Origin of the sequence: Rhodococcus sp. JVH1, from assembly GCF_000280725.2 — a bacterium.
Lineage (GTDB): Bacteria > Actinomycetota > Actinomycetes > Mycobacteriales > Mycobacteriaceae > Rhodococcus_F > Rhodococcus_F jostii_A.
Map to the genome: position 1 here is coordinate 4,407,190 of NZ_CP166289.1, position 15,008 is coordinate 4,422,197.

13 protein-coding genes are annotated in these 15,008 nt (G+C 66.4%); 7 read left to right on the top strand and 6 right to left on the bottom strand.

The window, feature by feature from the left end; translation table 11 throughout:
- Nucleotide 1: 1 nt before the first annotated feature.
- The 3 genes from JVH1_RS20330 to JVH1_RS20340 are packed head-to-tail and all read right to left on the bottom strand — an operon-like array spanning nucleotide 2 to nucleotide 3,471.
- Nucleotides 2-922, bottom strand: coding sequence for a fumarylacetoacetate hydrolase family protein (locus JVH1_RS20330; protein WP_009476359.1), 921 nt, complete (start codon nucleotides 920-922; stop codon nucleotides 2-4).
- A complete protein-coding gene (locus JVH1_RS20335; RefSeq protein WP_009476358.1) occupies nucleotides 919-1,701 on the bottom strand; it encodes a cyclase family protein in 783 nt (260 codons plus the stop codon). Before JVH1_RS20335 ends, JVH1_RS20330 begins: the two co-directional genes overlap by 4 nt.
- Nucleotides 1,702-1,713: 12 nt before the next feature.
- Nucleotides 1,714-3,471 (bottom strand): CocE/NonD family hydrolase, encoded by a 1,758-nt coding sequence (locus JVH1_RS20340; protein WP_009476357.1) that lies wholly within the window; start codon nucleotides 3,469-3,471, stop codon nucleotides 1,714-1,716.
- A gap of 91 nt (nucleotides 3,472-3,562) precedes the next feature.
- Between JVH1_RS20340 and JVH1_RS20345 the strand changes: the two genes are divergently transcribed.
- Nucleotides 3,563-4,180 (top strand): TetR/AcrR family transcriptional regulator, encoded by a 618-nt coding sequence (locus JVH1_RS20345; RefSeq protein WP_043780071.1) that lies wholly within the window; start codon nucleotides 3,563-3,565, stop codon nucleotides 4,178-4,180.
- A gap of 153 nt (nucleotides 4,181-4,333) precedes the next feature.
- Nucleotides 4,334-5,683, top strand: coding sequence for an MFS transporter (locus JVH1_RS20350; RefSeq protein WP_043780088.1), 1,350 nt, complete (start codon nucleotides 4,334-4,336; stop codon nucleotides 5,681-5,683).
- A gap of 43 nt (nucleotides 5,684-5,726) precedes the next feature.
- Here the strand turns inward: JVH1_RS20350 and JVH1_RS20355 are convergent, their stop codons facing one another.
- Entirely contained in the window at nucleotides 5,727-6,200 is a 474-nt protein-coding gene (locus tag JVH1_RS20355) for an Lrp/AsnC family transcriptional regulator (protein WP_016881876.1), read from the bottom strand.
- 169 nt (nucleotides 6,201-6,369) lie between these two features.
- Here JVH1_RS20355 and pdhA point away from each other — a divergent pair, with 169 nt between their 5' ends.
- The 5 genes from pdhA to JVH1_RS20380 all read left to right on the top strand — a co-directional run bounded on the left by pdhA (nucleotide 6,370) and on the right by JVH1_RS20380 (nucleotide 12,222).
- Nucleotides 6,370-7,455: a pyruvate dehydrogenase (acetyl-transferring) E1 component subunit alpha gene (gene pdhA, locus JVH1_RS20360; RefSeq protein WP_009476354.1), complete on the top strand. Its 1,086-nt coding sequence runs from the start codon at nucleotides 6,370-6,372 to the stop codon at nucleotides 7,453-7,455.
- Complete coding sequence (locus JVH1_RS20365; protein WP_009476353.1) at nucleotides 7,452-8,453, top strand: alpha-ketoacid dehydrogenase subunit beta; 1,002 nt, start codon at nucleotides 7,452-7,454, stop codon at nucleotides 8,451-8,453. Before pdhA ends, JVH1_RS20365 begins: the two co-directional genes overlap by 4 nt.
- 16 nt (nucleotides 8,454-8,469) lie before the next feature.
- The gene (locus JVH1_RS20370; RefSeq protein ID WP_009476352.1) at nucleotides 8,470-9,744 is read left to right on the top strand and encodes a dihydrolipoamide acetyltransferase family protein; all 1,275 of its coding nucleotides are present in this window, start codon (nucleotides 8,470-8,472) and stop codon (nucleotides 9,742-9,744) included.
- 64 nt (nucleotides 9,745-9,808) lie between these two features.
- Nucleotides 9,809-11,185 (top strand): dihydrolipoyl dehydrogenase, encoded by a 1,377-nt coding sequence (gene lpdA / locus JVH1_RS20375; protein WP_009476351.1) that lies wholly within the window; start codon nucleotides 9,809-9,811, stop codon nucleotides 11,183-11,185.
- A gap of 71 nt (nucleotides 11,186-11,256) precedes the next feature.
- On the top strand, nucleotides 11,257-12,222 hold the full coding sequence (locus JVH1_RS20380) for a sugar phosphate isomerase/epimerase (protein ID WP_009476350.1): 966 nt from the start codon (nucleotides 11,257-11,259) through the stop codon (nucleotides 12,220-12,222).
- Between the two features lie 36 nt (nucleotides 12,223-12,258).
- On the opposite strand, the gene JVH1_RS20385 is transcribed toward JVH1_RS20380, so the two are convergent.
- Together JVH1_RS20385 and JVH1_RS20390 are read right to left on the bottom strand one after the other, a co-directional pair.
- On the bottom strand, nucleotides 12,259-12,888 hold the full coding sequence (locus JVH1_RS20385) for a cysteine hydrolase family protein (protein WP_009476349.1): 630 nt from the start codon (nucleotides 12,886-12,888) through the stop codon (nucleotides 12,259-12,261).
- Nucleotides 12,889-12,945: 57 nt separating this feature from the next.
- Nucleotides 12,946-14,472, bottom strand: coding sequence for a hypothetical protein (locus tag JVH1_RS20390; protein ID WP_009476348.1), 1,527 nt, complete (start codon nucleotides 14,470-14,472; stop codon nucleotides 12,946-12,948).
- Nucleotides 14,473-15,008 lie beyond the last annotated feature (536 nt).

Below are 15,008 nucleotides of genomic sequence, written 5' to 3' on the forward strand. Positions count from 1 at the left end.
GCTATCGGCGCGCTGGCGGGACCTCGTGGAGTGGTGGTCCGGCGACCACGGTGTTGTGGATGCTGCCGATGCCTTCCACGGTCATGCTGACGGTGTCACCGATGCGCAGCGGTGGTGGTTGTCGATCTCCGCGCCATCCCCACAGTTCGGCGAGGCAGCCGCCCCCGCAGGTTCCGGATCCGAGTACGTCACCGGGCCGCACCCAGGTGCCGCGGCTGGCGTAGGCGATCAACTCGGCGAAGTTCCACGCCATGTTCGCCAGGGTGTCGCCGCCGATGCGGGTGCCGTTGACGAAGACCTCCATGTCCAGGTCGAAGCGACCATCGACCTCGTAGTCGACGAACTCGTCGACGGTGACGAGTACCGGCCCGAGGGTGGTGGCGGTGTCCTTGCCTTTCACAGCTCCCAGGCCCACCCGCATTTCACGTCCCTGCAGGTCGCGGGCGGACCAGTCGTTGAGGATGGTGAACCCGGCAACATGGTCGAATGCCTCGTCCACGGACAGGTTGTAGCCGGCTGTGCCGATCACGACGGCGACTTCCAATTCGAAGTCGAGTACCTCGCAGCCCGGCGGCATCGGAACCGTTGCGCCCGAGCCGATGGCCGCGTGGGGGTTGGTGAAGTAGAAGGCGGGCGCTTCGTACCAGGCGTCCGGGATCGCGGCCGCCCCGGTGACCGCGCGCAGCGATCCTGCCGTGTGTTGCTCGAAGGTGATGAAGTCACGGATGCTCGCGACGGGAACCGGTACTGCCAGTTCGGTGGTCGACTCCCACGCTAGCCGGTGCCCGGTCAAGGCCACGCTCGGGTCGTCGGACTCGAGCACGTCGAAGACGTCGGCGGACTCCGCCAACAGGGTGATGTGGTGGTCGTCGACGACGCCGTAGCGCTGGACACCGTCGACGATCAGGGAACCGATTCTCATGCCTGCTCCTCGTCGAAGATGGCCACGGCACGGGTCCATCCGGCCGAGGCCTTGTGGATCTTCACGGGGAAGCACGCCACCTGGAAACCCGCGGACGGGATCGATTCGAGATTGCCGAGTTTTTCGATGTGGCAGTAGCCGATGTCGCGGCCGGCACGGTGGCCCTCCCAGATGATGCCGGCGTCGCCGGTTTCGGCGTAGCGCTGAGCTGTGTAGACGAACGGCGCATCCCAGCTCCAGGCGTCGGTGCCGGTCACCCGCACGCCCTGGCGCAGCAGGTGCAGCGTGGCATCACGGCCCATGCCGCAGCCGGTGTTCACATAGTCGTCGTGGCCGTAGCGGGCACCCGCGCTCGTGTTGACCAGGACGATGTCGAACGGGGCCAGGGTGTGCCCGATCCGGTCCAGTTCGGTGTCGATGTCGTCGGCGGTGACGACGTAGCCGTCGTCGAAGTGCCGGAAGTCGAGTTTGACGCCGCGCCCGAAGCACCAGTCGAGGGGCACTTCGTCGATGGTGATGGCCCGTTGGCCGCCGTCCATGGTGGACGCGTAGTGGTAGGGGGCGTCGAGATGGGTGCCGTTGTGGGTGGACAGCCGGATGCGCTCGATGGCCCAGCCTTCCCCATCGGGCAGGTCGTCGACCCGCGTGCCGGGGAAGAACTGCAGCAGGTCATCGCGGGTATGTGCGTGGTCCAGGTAGTCGATCTCGGGCAGATGGCCGGGTGGGTCGGAGGGAATGCCCGCTTGCAATGAGACGGACAGGTCGATGATGCGTCGCATGGTTTCGAGCCTTTACTTCGGGATCACGGGAAGGAGCAGGGAGGTTCCGGCGTCCGGGCCGGTGTGCACTGTTGTCGTGCCGTCGAAGATGCCGGCAGGCCGGTCGTCCGGATCGTCGTGCGGGGTCAATCCGTTGCCGCGCATCTCGATGCCGTAGATCACCGGCCAAGGTCCGTCGCCGGGCATGTCGAAGTCGCGGCCGGCCAGGGTGACGCCGAGCCGGTAGCCGGTGGGGACGACGATGGAGGTAGGCCAGATCTCGACGTCCAGATCGACGGCCTCGCCGGGCGTCAGCGGCTGTTTGCTCGAATGCCGGTGCCACGGGCGGTGCGGCAGACTGGCCTGCTCGTCCAGCTCGCGGTGGGACGCGCGCAGCCAGCCCACGCCGAGCACACCGTGGGGATCGATCGCGTCCACCAGTGAGATCTCGTTCCCGTCCGGGTCCTGAACGCGCAGGGTGACGATCAGGTCGGCGTCGGTGGTGGAGGAGGACAGACGTACCCGCGCCGAGGCCGGTCCGGTGATCTCCAACGGCTCGGTCAGCGGCGCGGTCCAGAAGTCGACACCGGGCCCCAGCGCCGCAAACTCGGCCGTGCCCTCGGCCGTTGGTTCGGCCGGGCTCATCGCTCCGGACGTGGCGTCGAGGTAAAACCGCGTCCACTGCGTGCGGGCCAGCGGCCATTCCTGTTCGTCGCGGCCCTCGAACGAGCCGTCGAGGTGGCGCACGTTCAGTCGCACCGGTGGCTGGTCTTCCCAGCCGGTCGCCTCGCCTCTGAGGAAGTGGCCGAAGAATCGCTTCTGCAGGTCGACGCCGTAGTCGGTGTAGAACTCCGCGTAGTGCTCGTGACCGTGCACCTCCAGCCACTTCTGGGAGGAGGACACCTGGGCGTAGGCGTCGAAATTGCCGCGGGTGTGCAGCCGGTGCGCCCAATTCGCCGCCGACAGCACCGGGACCTCGATCCGCGTCAGGTCCGGCGTGCGGGCCTGCGCGAATTCGTCGAGCAGCTCCCGACATTTGCCTTCCCCGATCGTGTCGACTCGGTTCGCGACGAGTTCGTCGTCGGTCAGCGTCGGCGGTCCGGCGACCAACTCACCGGTGTTGGGATTGCGTCGGCCCCGCTCCCCGGCCCCGTGCTGGACGGTGAAGATCTGGTGCTCCTGCCACGCTTGGCCGAACCGGGTCAAGATGCCGCCGTGCCGGTTGAGGTCTCGGTAGATGTCGGTGAAGCCCTCCCACGGGCAGATCGCCGTCAGATGTGGTGGCTGCAGTGCCGCCACGAGCCACTGGTTGGCCGCGTAATAGGAGATCCCGAGCAGTCCCACCCGGCCGTTCGACCAGTCTCGGGTGCCGGCCCATTCGATGGCCTCGTAGTAGTCGCGGGCCTCCTGCTCGCTGAGCATGTCCAACAGTCCGGCCGAGCGGCCTGCACCGCGGGAATCGACCCGAATGCAGATGTATCCGTCCGGGACCCATTTCTCCGGATCGACGGTCTCCCACACCTGGTAGCGGTTGCTCGACCCGGCCGACGCGTCCGGATGCGCGCTGATCAGCTGCTGCCACATCGGCCCGAAACCCTCTTGGAACGCGAGGCCCTTGCCGTACGGCCCGAGGGTCATCAGCACCGGATATTCGCCCTCGTCGTCGGGCCGGAAGACGTCGGCCCGCAGGATCGTGCCGTCCGCCATCGGCACGGGTACGTCCCAGTCGATGCGCATCCCGTCCGCCGTCTCGCTGCGTTCGGTGATCTCCGCACTGGTTTGCGTTGTCATGACTACCCACCTTCTAAAGTCCAGAAACTTGCATTAACAGTATGAGCTGAGTCACGTCATTAACGCAAGGGTCTTGCGTTAAGGTGGAGTCGTGAGTGATCAAGGAGCCCAGCGTCGCCCCGGTGGCCGTTCCGCTCGAGTCCGCCGTGCAGTCCTCGATGCCGCTCTCGACGCGCTACACGAACACGGCATGGAGGGGTTGGCGGTCGCGGATGTCGCGTCGCGGGCGGGCGTGCACGAGACGTCGATCTACCGTCGGTGGGGTACGCGGGAGAACCTGATGATCGAGGCGCTGCTCGAGGAAGCGGAAGAATGGGGTCAGGTGCCCGACACCGGATCGCTCCGTGACGATCTGATCGCCTACGCCGGTCGACTCGTGACGTACCTGACCAGCCCGGTCGGCTCGGCCTTCGACAGGGCGTTGGCTGCCTCTGGCGACGACCCCGCCGCCACCGAGGCGCGCAACCGGTACTGGGAGGCGCGCTTCGCGCGATCCGGTGAGATCGTGAAGCGGGCGATCGGACGGGGTGAGCTGCCCGAGACCACCGATGTCCGACTCGCCATCGAAATGCTGGTCGCCCCAATACACTTCAAGGTACTGCTCACCCGCGAAGCTCTCGACCCGGAGCTACCCGAGCGCATCGTCGACTCACTCCTGCACGGGCTCGTCGGACGCGGCAACTCCGGCGAGGGCGCCTCGACGGCGTGAGGCACACGCTGGTCACCGAAGGCGGTGATTGTCTCCACTGATCTCATCGCGGTATGGGTGATTTCTCCATGGTTTCCACTCGACCCGGCTCATACAGTGGTCTACATCACGTTGCCCGGTCGGGCGCCCACTCTTCAGGAAGCCGAGTCATTCATGTCGTCTGTACTGCAGAAACCCGAGATCGAGGCGAGGGTGGTCCGGAAGGTCGCCCGGCGGCTCATTCCGTTCCTCGGCCTGGCCTACTTCGTCAACTATCTCGACCGGACCAATATCGGGCTGGCGAAGCTGACGATGAGCGAGGAACTCGGACTCACCGAGACCATGTTCGGTCTGGCCTCCGGGCTCTTCTTTATCGGATACCTCCTGTTCGAAATGCCGAGCAATCTCGCATTGCACAGGTTCGGGGCGCGCCGGTGGATCGCCCGGATCATGCTCACGTGGGGAATCATCGCGGCGGCGATGGCCTTCGTGCCCAATGCCGGCTCGCTGTACGCGCTGCGCATGCTGTTGGGTATCGCCGAGGCGGGATTCTTCCCGGGTGTTCTGCTCTACCTGACCCTGTGGTTCCCCCGCGCCTATCGGGTCCGGCTGATGGGCCTGTTCCTTCTCGCGCTCCCGGTGTCGTCGGCGCTCGGCGCCCCGCTGTCGAGCGCCATCATTCAATACTGGGACGGGCTGTTCGGACTGTCCGGGTGGCGGGTCATGTTCCTGCTCGAGGGGATCCCCGCCGTCGCGCTCGCGGTGGTCACCTGGTTCTACCTGACGGACCGGCCCTCGCAGGCCAAGTGGCTGGAAGAGGACGAAAAGGTGTGGCTCACATACGAACTCGAATCCGAGGCATCCGAATCCGGCTCTCACATGTCGGTGCGCCGGGCGCTGACGGACTCCCGCGTGTGGATGCTGGGGCTCGTCTATTTCGGAATCACCTACGGGTTGTATTCGCTCAGTTTCTTCCTGCCCAGCATCGTCGCCGGTTTCAAGAAGACGTTCGACACCGACTTCTCGCTGTTCACCACCGGGTTGATCGTCGCGGTCCCGTTCGCGGTCGGTGCTGTCGCAATGGTGTTGTGGAGCAGACACTCCGACCGGACCGGTGAGCGGATCTGGCACGTCGCCATCCCCACCCTGATCGGCGCCGTTTCCATTCCTGTCGCCCTGTACATGCAGTCGCCGCTTACGACGATGATCGCGGTGACCGTCAACGCGGTCGGTGTGTTCTGTGCCCTGCCGGTGTTCTGGTACCTGCCCAGCACGTTCCTCACCGGCGCGGGCGCCGCGGCAGGCATCGCCGTCGTCAACTCGGTGGGCAACACGAGCGGTTTCGGGGCCCCGTACGTCACGGGATGGCTGTTCGACGCCACCGGCAACTCACGCGCAGGCCTGTGGGTCGTCGGGGCGGTCATGCTCGTCGCCGTGGTGCTGGTTCTCGTGCTCAGATCGCGGGTAAGTCCCACTCGCAGTGCCGAAGACGTCGGCGGGGAGGTCGTCGCGGCACACCACTGATCGGAGAACAGGCGCTGCCGGGCGGTCGACGGCAGCGCCTTCGTCATTGCTCCTCGGCGATCCGCTCGAGCAGCGGCCGGGTTCGGTAGGGGATGGCATCGCGCATCGCGACGGACACGGTGGTGCGCTCGATCCCGGGCACGGCGAGGATGAGGCCGGCGACCCGATACAGATCGTCGGCATCGACGGCGACCACGCCGATGTGCAGGTCCGCCGCCCCGGAGATGCCGACGACCTCCACGACCTCGGCGATGTCCCGCAGGTGTTCGATGACGTCCTCGAGGCGATGCTGGTCGACCACCGCGGTGACGAACGCCTGCAGGGGGTATCCCAGATCGCGGGGTGACACGCAGCGGTCGACCGGTGCGAGCACTCGTTGCTCCTCCCAGCGAGACATCCGTGCTTGCACGGTATTCCGTGCCATCCCCAGCAGCGAGGCCAGCTGCACCCCGGTGGCGCGTGGGGCGTCGCACAGGGCGAGCAGTAGCCGGGCGTCGGTCCGATCGAGTTTCGTCATGTAGCGCAGTATGCCAGAGATCGAAGCCCGAGTTTTGAGCATTCTGCTTATTTTGAATGACAGCACTTGCGCATGATGAATCCTGATGATTGTGTGAATGCAACATTCTGACCGACACGGTCACTCGCGGGTGGCGAGCTCTCCCGGTACATCACTCTCGGAGGTTTTCGTGTTCGACAATGACGATGTGGTGCAGCTGGTCACCGAAATCGGTGCGCGAGTGGAGCATCCGGACTACTCCCGGTACGTCGACGATGTCGACATCACCGCTGTGCGTGCGCTGTACGAAGACCTGGTCGTGGTGCGGCGCATCGACGCGGAGGCGACCGCGCTGCAGCGTCAGGGCGAACTGGGGCTGTGGGCTCCGCTGCTGGGGCAGGAAGCCGCGCAGGTCGGGTCGGCGCGCGCCCTCCGTCCGGACGACTTTGTCTTCGCCAGCTACCGCGAACACGGTGTCGCGTACTGCCGCGACGTCGACCCCACCAACATGCTCAGGTTCTGGCGGGGGTCGACGCACTCGGGCTGGAACCCGTTCGAATACAACATGACGACCCCCGCGATCATCGTCGGCGCGCAGGCGCTGCACGCCACCGGGTACGCGATGGGCATGCAGTTCGACGGCTCCGACGGCGCCGCGATCACCTACTTCGGCGACGGCGCCACCAGTCAGGGCGATATCTCCGAGGCCTTCGGGTTCGCCGCGAGCTTCCACGCGCCCGTGGTGTTCTTCTGCCAGAACAATCAGTGGGCGATCTCCGAACCGGTCAGCCTGCAATCGCGGGTGAGTATCGCCGCGCGGGGCCGGGGCTTCGGGGTTCCCAGCGTGCGCGTCGACGGCAACGATGTCCTCGCCGTGATCGCCGTGACCCGGGCCGCGCTCGAACGGGCACGGGAAGGCAGCGGACCCACCCTGATCGAGGCGGTCACCTACCGGATGGGTCCGCACACCACGTCCGACGACCCGTCCCGGTACCGGCCGGCCGCGCTCGACGAGGAATGGAAACGCAAGGATCCCCTCGACCGCATCCGCGCCCTCCTCGAGTCGGCGGGCGCGATCGACGACGACTACCTCGCCGCCGTGCAGCAACGCGCCGACGACACCGCCGCGGCGTTGCGCCGCGGGTGCCTCGAGACCGTCGAACCCGAGCCGATGTCCTTGTTCGACAACGTGTACGCCGAACCCCATCCCCTCGTCGACGAAGAGCGGCGCCAGTTCGCCGTCTACCTCGACAGTTTCGAAGGAACCGACGCATGAGCACAGCCATCTCCGCGGCCGCCCCGACCACGCTTCCGCTCGGCAAGGCCCTCAACGCCGGCCTGCGCCGCGCCCTCGAGAACGACCCGAAGGTCGTGCTCATGGGAGAGGATATCGGCAAACTCGGCGGTGTCTTCCGCATCACGGACGGACTGCAGAAGGACTTCGGTCCCAACCGTGTCATCGACACCCCGCTCGCCGAATCCGGGATCATCGGCACCGCAGTCGGTCTCGCGATGCGCGGATACCGCCCGGTGTGCGAGATCCAGTTCGACGGGTTCATCTACCCCGGCTTCGACCAGATCGTCTCGCAGGTCGCTAAACTGCACTACCGCACGAGCGGAAACGTGAAGATGCCGATCACCATCCGCGTCCCGTACGGCGGCGGCATCGGTGCGATCGAGCATCACTCCGAGTCGCCGGAGGGGTATTTCGCCGCGACCGCGGGTCTTCGCGTCGTCACCTGCAGCACCGCCGCCGATGCGCACACGATGATTCAGCAGGCCATCGCGTCGGACGATCCGGTGCTGTTCTTCGAACCCAAGCGCCGGTACTGGGAGAAGGGGCAGATAGACCCGGCGGCCGAGACGAGTCCCCTGCACAAGGCCCGGGTGGTCGCACCGGGCACCGACGCCACCGTCGTCGCCTACGGGCCGCTCGTGACAACTGCACTTCAGGCCGCGAAAGTCGCTGCGGACGAGGGCAGGTCGATCGAGGTGATCGATCTGCGGTCCATCTCCCCGCTCGACGTCGACACCGTCGCCGAGTCCGTGCAGCGCACCGGACGCCTGGTGATCACCCACGAGGCGCCCGTGTTCCTCGGGATCGGTGCCGAGATCGCGGCCCGCATCAGCGAGCGCTGCTTCTATCACCTCGAAGCGCCGGTGGCCCGCGTCGGCGGCTTCACCGTCCCGTATCCGCCGGCGAAACTCGAGGAGCACTTCCTGCCGGACGTCGACCGCATCCTCGACGCCGTCGACCGCACCTTCACCGCGTAGGAACCAGGAGTTTTCCATGCCCACTGTCAAGACATTCCTGCTGCCCGACCTCGGCGAGGGCCTCACCGACGCCGAACTGCTGACCTGGCTGGTGAGGGTCGGCGACACCGTGACGCTCAACCAGATCATCGCCGAGGTCGAGACGGCGAAGGCGTCGGTGGAGTTGCCCTCGCCCTACGCCGGAACGGTGGTCGCGTTGCACGCCGAGGAGGGGACAACCGTCGACGTCGGCAGCCCGTTCATCGACGTCGCGGTCGCCGGCGAGGACCCGGCGGACGCGCCCGAGCCGACCACTCCCGCGGCCCCGGCCGAGCGGACCCCGGTCCTGGTCGGCTACGGCGTGGCCGAGGATTCGTCCAGCAGGCGCCGGCAGCGGCGTCCGGCGGGAACCCGGGTCGATGTCACCCCGGCGCCGCGCACGTCGCGGCCGTTGGCCTCTCCCCCGGTGCGGTTCGCCGCGAAGCAACACGGAGTCGACCTCACCGAAGTGGACGCAACCGGGGTGCACGGTGAAGTCACCAGGGACGACCTCGAGCGCCACCGCACCGCCGCCTCGGTGACGACGTCGGCGGCGACGGTCCCACCGGACGCCGACGAGGAACGCATCCCGATCAAGGGCGTCCGCAAGCACACCGCCGCAGCAATGGTCCGCAGCGCATTCACCGCCCCGCACGTCACCGAGTTCGTCACGGTGGACGTCACCCCGACGATCGACCTCTTGGCTGAGCTGCGCGAAACGAAGCACTTCACCGACGTGCGCCTGACACCACTGACGTTGGTGGCCAAGGCATTGCTCGTGGCGCTGCGCTCCAACCCGACCCTGAATTCGTCCTGGGACGAGGACGCTCAGGAGATCGTCGTCAAACGCTCCGTGAATCTCGGCATCGCGGCCGCCACCCCGCGGGGGCTGATGGTGCCGAACATCAAGAACGCCCACACCCTCGGTCTGCGCGACCTCGCGATCGCCCTGTCGGATCTGACGACCACGGCGAAGGAGGGCAAGACCGGGCCCGCCGATCTGGCCGACGGCACGATCACGATCACCAATGTCGGCGTCTTCGGAATCGACGCGGGCACGCCCATCCTCAACCCCGGCGAGGCGGCGATCCTGTGCTTCGGGGCGATCCGCAGGCAGCCGTGGGAATACCGGGGCGAGATCGCGTTGCGGTCGGTCACCACACTGAGCCTGTCGTTCGACCATCGACTGGTCGACGGCGAGCAGGGATCGAGATTCCTCGCGGCCATCGGTCAGATTCTGTCGGACCCGTTGACGTTGATCGCATTGAGCTGAAACCCAGCCCACGTCGACCTTTTGCTGCACGTCCCATGGCGTGCCCGACCGAGGGAGTTTTCCCATGTCCGACCAACCGGACGTCCTGATTCTCGGCGGTGGATCCGGCGGGTACGCTTGCGCCTTCCGCGCCGCGCAACTGGGCAAGACCGTCACCTTGATCGAAGAGAACAAGGTCGGCGGCACCTGCCTGCACCGAGGGTGTATCCCCACCAAGGCGCTCGTGCACGCCGCCGAGGTCGCCGACACCGTCACGCACGCGTCGGCCCTCGGGATCGGTGCGACGCTGGACGGAATCGACCTCGGCGGTGTCCACGCGTACAAGAACGCGACGGTCGAACGCCTGTACAAGGGCCTGCAGGGGCTGGTTCGCAGCCACAAGATCGAGGTGGTGCACGGCACCGGTCGCTACGGCGGGGGCCGCACCGTCCACGTCGGCGATCGCGCGATCACCGGCGCGTCCCTGGTCCTCGCGACCGGCTCCCAGGTCCGGGGCCTGCCCGGACTCGAGATCGGCGGCCGAATCCTCACGAGCGACGAAGCATTGACGTTTCCCGAGCTGCCGAAGCGCGTCGTCGTACTCGGCGGCGGTGTCATCGGGGTCGAATTCGCCAGTATCTGGGCATCGTTGGGTGCGGACGTCACGATCGTCGAAGCGCTGCCCCGGCTCGTCGCCGCAGAGGACGAGTGGTCGTCGAAGCAACTCACCCGGGCCCTCCGCAAACGCGGCATCACGATCATGACCGGCACCCGATTCGCGAAAGCGGTCCAGGACGAGAGCACGGTCAGCGTCACGGTGGAGTCGGGCGACACGATCGAGGCGGACCTGTTGCTCGTCGCGGTCGGCCGCGGACCCCGGACCGCCCACATCGGGCTCACCGAGAACGGCGTCGTACTCGACTCCCGCGGTTTCGTCACGGTCGACGACTCCCTGCGCACTTCGCAGCCGGACGTGTACGCGGTCGGTGACATCGTCGCCGGACCGCAACTCGCGCATCGCGGATTCCAGCAGGGCATCTTCGTCGCGGAAACGATCGCCGGCCTGACTCCGACACCGATCGAGGACAGTGGCATCCCCCGGGTGACGTACTCCAAACCGGAGGTCGCGTCGGTCGGGCTCACCGAAGACCAGGCCCGCGAGCGGCACGGTGACGTCGCCACCGTCGTCTACGACCTCGCCGGCAACGGCAAGAGTCAGATCCTCGGAACCAGCGGCGGCGTCAAACTGGTGCGCGCCGGAGCCACGGAGGGACCGGTCGTCGGGATCCACATGGTGGGGGAACGCGTGGGCGAACTGATCGGTGAGGCCCAACTGATCGTCAACTGGGGCGCTTACCCCGACGACGTCGCCACCCTCGTTCATGCGCACCCCACTCAGGCCGAAGCGCTCGGCGAGGCACACCTCGCTCTCGCGGGAACACCATTGCACAGTCACAGCTGAGAATGTCTTGACAAATAGGAGTACTAGAACGTACTAGTTAGACGAAGCACCGAGTATGAGGGAGAGCAGACATGGAAATAGGACTGATCACCGACTCGGTCAGCCATCTACCCTTCGAGACAGCTCTCGACCTCGCGCAGGAACACGGGTTGAACTCGGTCGAGGTCGCAACGGGAAACTGGTCGGAGGCGCCGCACGCCGACCTCGACACACTGGTCTCGTCCGCGGACGCGCGCGCCGAGTTCGCCGAGAAGATCTCCAGCCGGGGCCTGACGCTGAGCGCCCTGAACGCCAACGGCAACCAACTGCATCCGGTGTCGGGACAGGCGCATGACGCCGTCATCCGCAAGACCGTCGAACTCGCGAGCGCACTCGACGTCCCGACCGTCGTCCTCATGTCCGGACTGCCGGGCGCGAAAGGTGACACCAACCCGAACTGGATCACCACGGCGTGGCCGCCGGAGAACCTCGATGTCCTCGCCTATCAGTGGAACGAGGTCGCGATTCCTTACTGGAAGGAGCTCGCGGCCTTCGCCCGGGATCACGACGTCAAGCTCGCTGTCGAAGCGTGCGGAGGTCAACTCGTGCACAACGCTTCGGCGATGCTCCGGCTGATCGGCAGCGCGGGTGCCGACGTGGTGGGCGCGAACCTGGACCCGTCCCACCTGATGTGGATGGGCGCCGACATCCCCACCGTCATTCGCGCGCTCGGAACGTCGATCTTCCACGTGCACGCGAAGGACATCCGCATCAACTCCTGGACCGCGCAGCGTGATGGACTCCTCGACACCGGGCCGCTGACCGATCCGCTGGGTCGGGCCTGGAACTACGTCACCCTCGGTCTCGGCCACCCGGCCGGTGCCACGTTCTGGGCGGACTTCGTCTACAACCTCCGCGCGGTCGGATACTACGGCACCCTCAACATCGAGCACGAGGACGCACTCGTCAATTCCCTCGAAGGCGTCGGCCGGGCGGCGACACTCCTGAAGCAGGTCGCCCTCGTCGAGGCACCCGACTGGACTCCGGCGAAAATCTGACGGTCGCTCAACGCGCCCGTCGCCGACGGAAGCCGTTCACGATCCTGCAGTCCAGAACGTCGCGAGCTTCTCGGCCGTGATCACGGTGCCGAAGTTCTGTGCGACGACGGACACCGAAGCGTCGTGGGCTGTTCGACTGTAGGTGGCAGCGCAGTCTTCGACGAGCGAAACCCAGTATTCGTGAAACAGCGCGCTCCGCAGACTCGACTCGACACACACCTCGGTGGCGACGCCGGTGAAGAGCAGGGAATCGATGCCGAGGGAACGCAGGGTGAGGTCGAGGTTGGTGCCGACGAATGCGCTGAACCGGTTCTTCGTGATCACCACGTCGCCGTCGTGCGGAGCGACGGCATAGTAGTTTGCCCCGGGTGTTCCTGTGCGGCAGGTAATTCCGGTGCGTGCCGCGTCCGGTCCCTCGCCCACACGGCCGAGCCACTGGGGTGTATCGGTGGTTTCGTCGTGCAGGGTGCGTACGAAGATCACCCGGACCCCGGCCGTGCGCGCGGACGCGACGAGGTGCTCCAGTCGCGGAGCCATCGCCACCGGGGCGGTCACGTCGAAACCCCTCTGTGCCAGCGACCCGTCGGGAGAGCAGAAATCGTTCTGCATGTCGATGACGATCAGTGCGCACCGGGCGGGGTCGTAGCGGAACGGGACCGAGCTCATTTCGTAATGTCCTTCCATGTCAGGGGTTGTACGGAAACCTTGTTCGGCGATGAGCCGCTACCAGATGACGACGGCGGCTCCCGTGGCCAGCAGCAATCCGGCCATCACCGGGACGACGAGGTGGCGGACCAGTTCGGCCACCGGTATCCGGCAGAATCCGGCGACCACCACCAGCGACGACCAGATCACGAGAGTTCCCCCGCCCGTCCACGTGGCGCCGTTCTGGGCGATGGCCGCCAAGGTCGCGGTGTCCATCCCGGACTGCGGCGCCAGCGCGGCAGCCAATCCGCCGGTGAGGGGTAGGCCGGCCCACCCCGAACCGTCGAGACCGACCGCCATCCCGATGAAGAGCATGCTGAGCGCGACGAATACGCCGTTGTCGGGGATGTACGGCTGCACGCGTTCCACGGTGTCGAAGAGGAAGGCCGGACCGGTGGTGTCGTCGTCGAGTCCGAGAATGGCGCCCGAATAATCGGGAATGCCGATGTACACGAAACCTGCGACGGGAAGGATGATTCCCATCGCCTTGAAGGCGTACGACAGACCGTCGATGAAGTGGGTGGCACAGAATTCGAGAGCCTCGGATCGTCGTGACGTGACGGTCACGAGGGCCATCAGGATGATTGCCGTGCCTCCCACCAGGGACGCGCCGCCACCGTCCTCCCAGGGGACGAGGTCGGTGAAACGACCGACCAACATGTAGGCCAGGACGGCGAGGAACGCGGCGGGCACGCCGATCGCCCACGCGCGGGTCAGTGTCGGGCGATCCGTGATTCTCGTTCCGTCGTCCTCGAAGCCGGGCAGTTCCTCGTCGAGCACGTCCGTGACGGTGGGTGAGACCGCGACGTCCGGGCTCGGTGAGAAACCGGCAGACGTGCCACCGGGCGTACCACCGACACCACCGGGGGGATGCACGGTTCCGCCGATCGGGTCGGTGCCCGGAACTGCGTCCGTTCGCATCCTGCGGCGGACGGTCAGGAAGTAGGCGAGCACCGCCGCGGTGACACCGACGATCAATGAGATCACCAGGGCGCGGTCGGCGATGTCATCGGCGGGAACTCCTGCGCCGCTCGCGGAAATCGACGGCGCAAGACCGATCACGTAGTCGGAGGCGATCGACATCCCCTGGCCGGAGATCGCGAGAACAACCGCGGCTCCGAGCGGTGGCAGACCCACCTTGATCGCGGCAGGAAGTAGGACCGCACCGATCAGGGCCAGTGCCGGGGTCGGCCAGAAGAACAACGAGAGAAGATAGGTGAAGACGAACAACACGATGTATGCGACGCGGCCATTGACCATCCACCGACTGATGGGGCGCACCATCACCTCATCGGAACCGATCGCCCGCATCGCCGCGAGCATCGAAGTCACCGCGGCGATGACGATGAAGATCTCGAACAGCGCGGTGCCGGAAGTGATGGTGGCCCGGAACACCGACATGATGGCATTCGGGACGCTGCCGCTGTACGCAAGTGCCGTGGCAAATGTCGCGAGTATCGCGGGGATCATGACGTTCTTGCGTAGCGCCATGGCCACGATGAGAGAAGCAAGGCCGACTAAGAACACGATCTGCGCAGCGCCCACGTGCGACTCCTTGTATCGAACTACTTGCGGCGAATACCTCGGAAGTGTTGCGGGCGAGGACGGCCGAGTAGCGACCTTTGTCGGGTCACGACGCGGGGCCGCAGCCCGGTTGTCGCATGATCGTGGCCTACCTTTGATGCGTCGTCAACGTCAAAGTGACTATGCGAGCGCCCATTCGATGTGCAAGGTGCGCAGAAAATGACAACCGTGTTTCGGCTTCGGCGGGTCGTGTGAACGACTACAGTGGTCTGCGGCTTCGCGGGCCGGGAACGGCGCCGGAGGCCGGTCTTCGCGACTGACCGCACGTGCAGGCGCACGACGAGCCGCCCGCGACCGAGGAAGAGGGGGGCGTCCCCGGCCACGAGCGGCGGACGGCCTCCCAGCCGAGGGGGACCGGTCAGGGGGCCTGGCTGCCACTCGGGGCCGTCGAGCCCGGGGCAGCGTGGATGCCGGGTACCCGCCGACGTGCGGGGCTACTCGCTTCGGGCAGGAAAAGTTTCGCCCGAGTGACGATGCTGCCCGCGACAGTCTGACCT

What these genes read in the sequence shown, in the direction of transcription:
- JVH1_RS20330 (WP_009476359.1), bottom strand. Translation starts at nt 922, where the DNA reads ATGAGAATCGGTTCCCTGATCGTCGACGGTGTCCAGCGCTACGGCGTC.
- JVH1_RS20335 (WP_009476358.1), bottom strand. Translation starts at nt 1,701, where the DNA reads ATGCGACGCATCATCGACCTGTCCGTCTCATTGCAAGCGGGCATTCCC.
- JVH1_RS20340 (WP_009476357.1), bottom strand. Translation starts at nt 3,471, where the DNA reads ATGACAACGCAAACCAGTGCGGAGATCACCGAACGCAGCGAGACGGCG.
- JVH1_RS20350 (WP_043780088.1), top strand. Translation starts at nt 4,334, where the DNA reads ATGTCGTCTGTACTGCAGAAACCCGAGATCGAGGCGAGGGTGGTCCGG.
- JVH1_RS20355 (WP_016881876.1), bottom strand. Translation starts at nt 6,200, where the DNA reads ATGACGAAACTCGATCGGACCGACGCCCGGCTACTGCTCGCCCTGTGC.
- JVH1_RS20365 (WP_009476353.1), top strand. Translation starts at nt 7,452, where the DNA reads ATGAGCACAGCCATCTCCGCGGCCGCCCCGACCACGCTTCCGCTCGGC.
- JVH1_RS20370 (WP_009476352.1), top strand. Translation starts at nt 8,470, where the DNA reads ATGCCCACTGTCAAGACATTCCTGCTGCCCGACCTCGGCGAGGGCCTC.
- lpdA (WP_009476351.1), top strand. Translation starts at nt 9,809, where the DNA reads ATGTCCGACCAACCGGACGTCCTGATTCTCGGCGGTGGATCCGGCGGG.
- JVH1_RS20380 (WP_009476350.1), top strand. Translation starts at nt 11,257, where the DNA reads ATGGAAATAGGACTGATCACCGACTCGGTCAGCCATCTACCCTTCGAG.
- JVH1_RS20385 (WP_009476349.1), bottom strand. Translation starts at nt 12,888, where the DNA reads ATGAGCTCGGTCCCGTTCCGCTACGACCCCGCCCGGTGCGCACTGATC.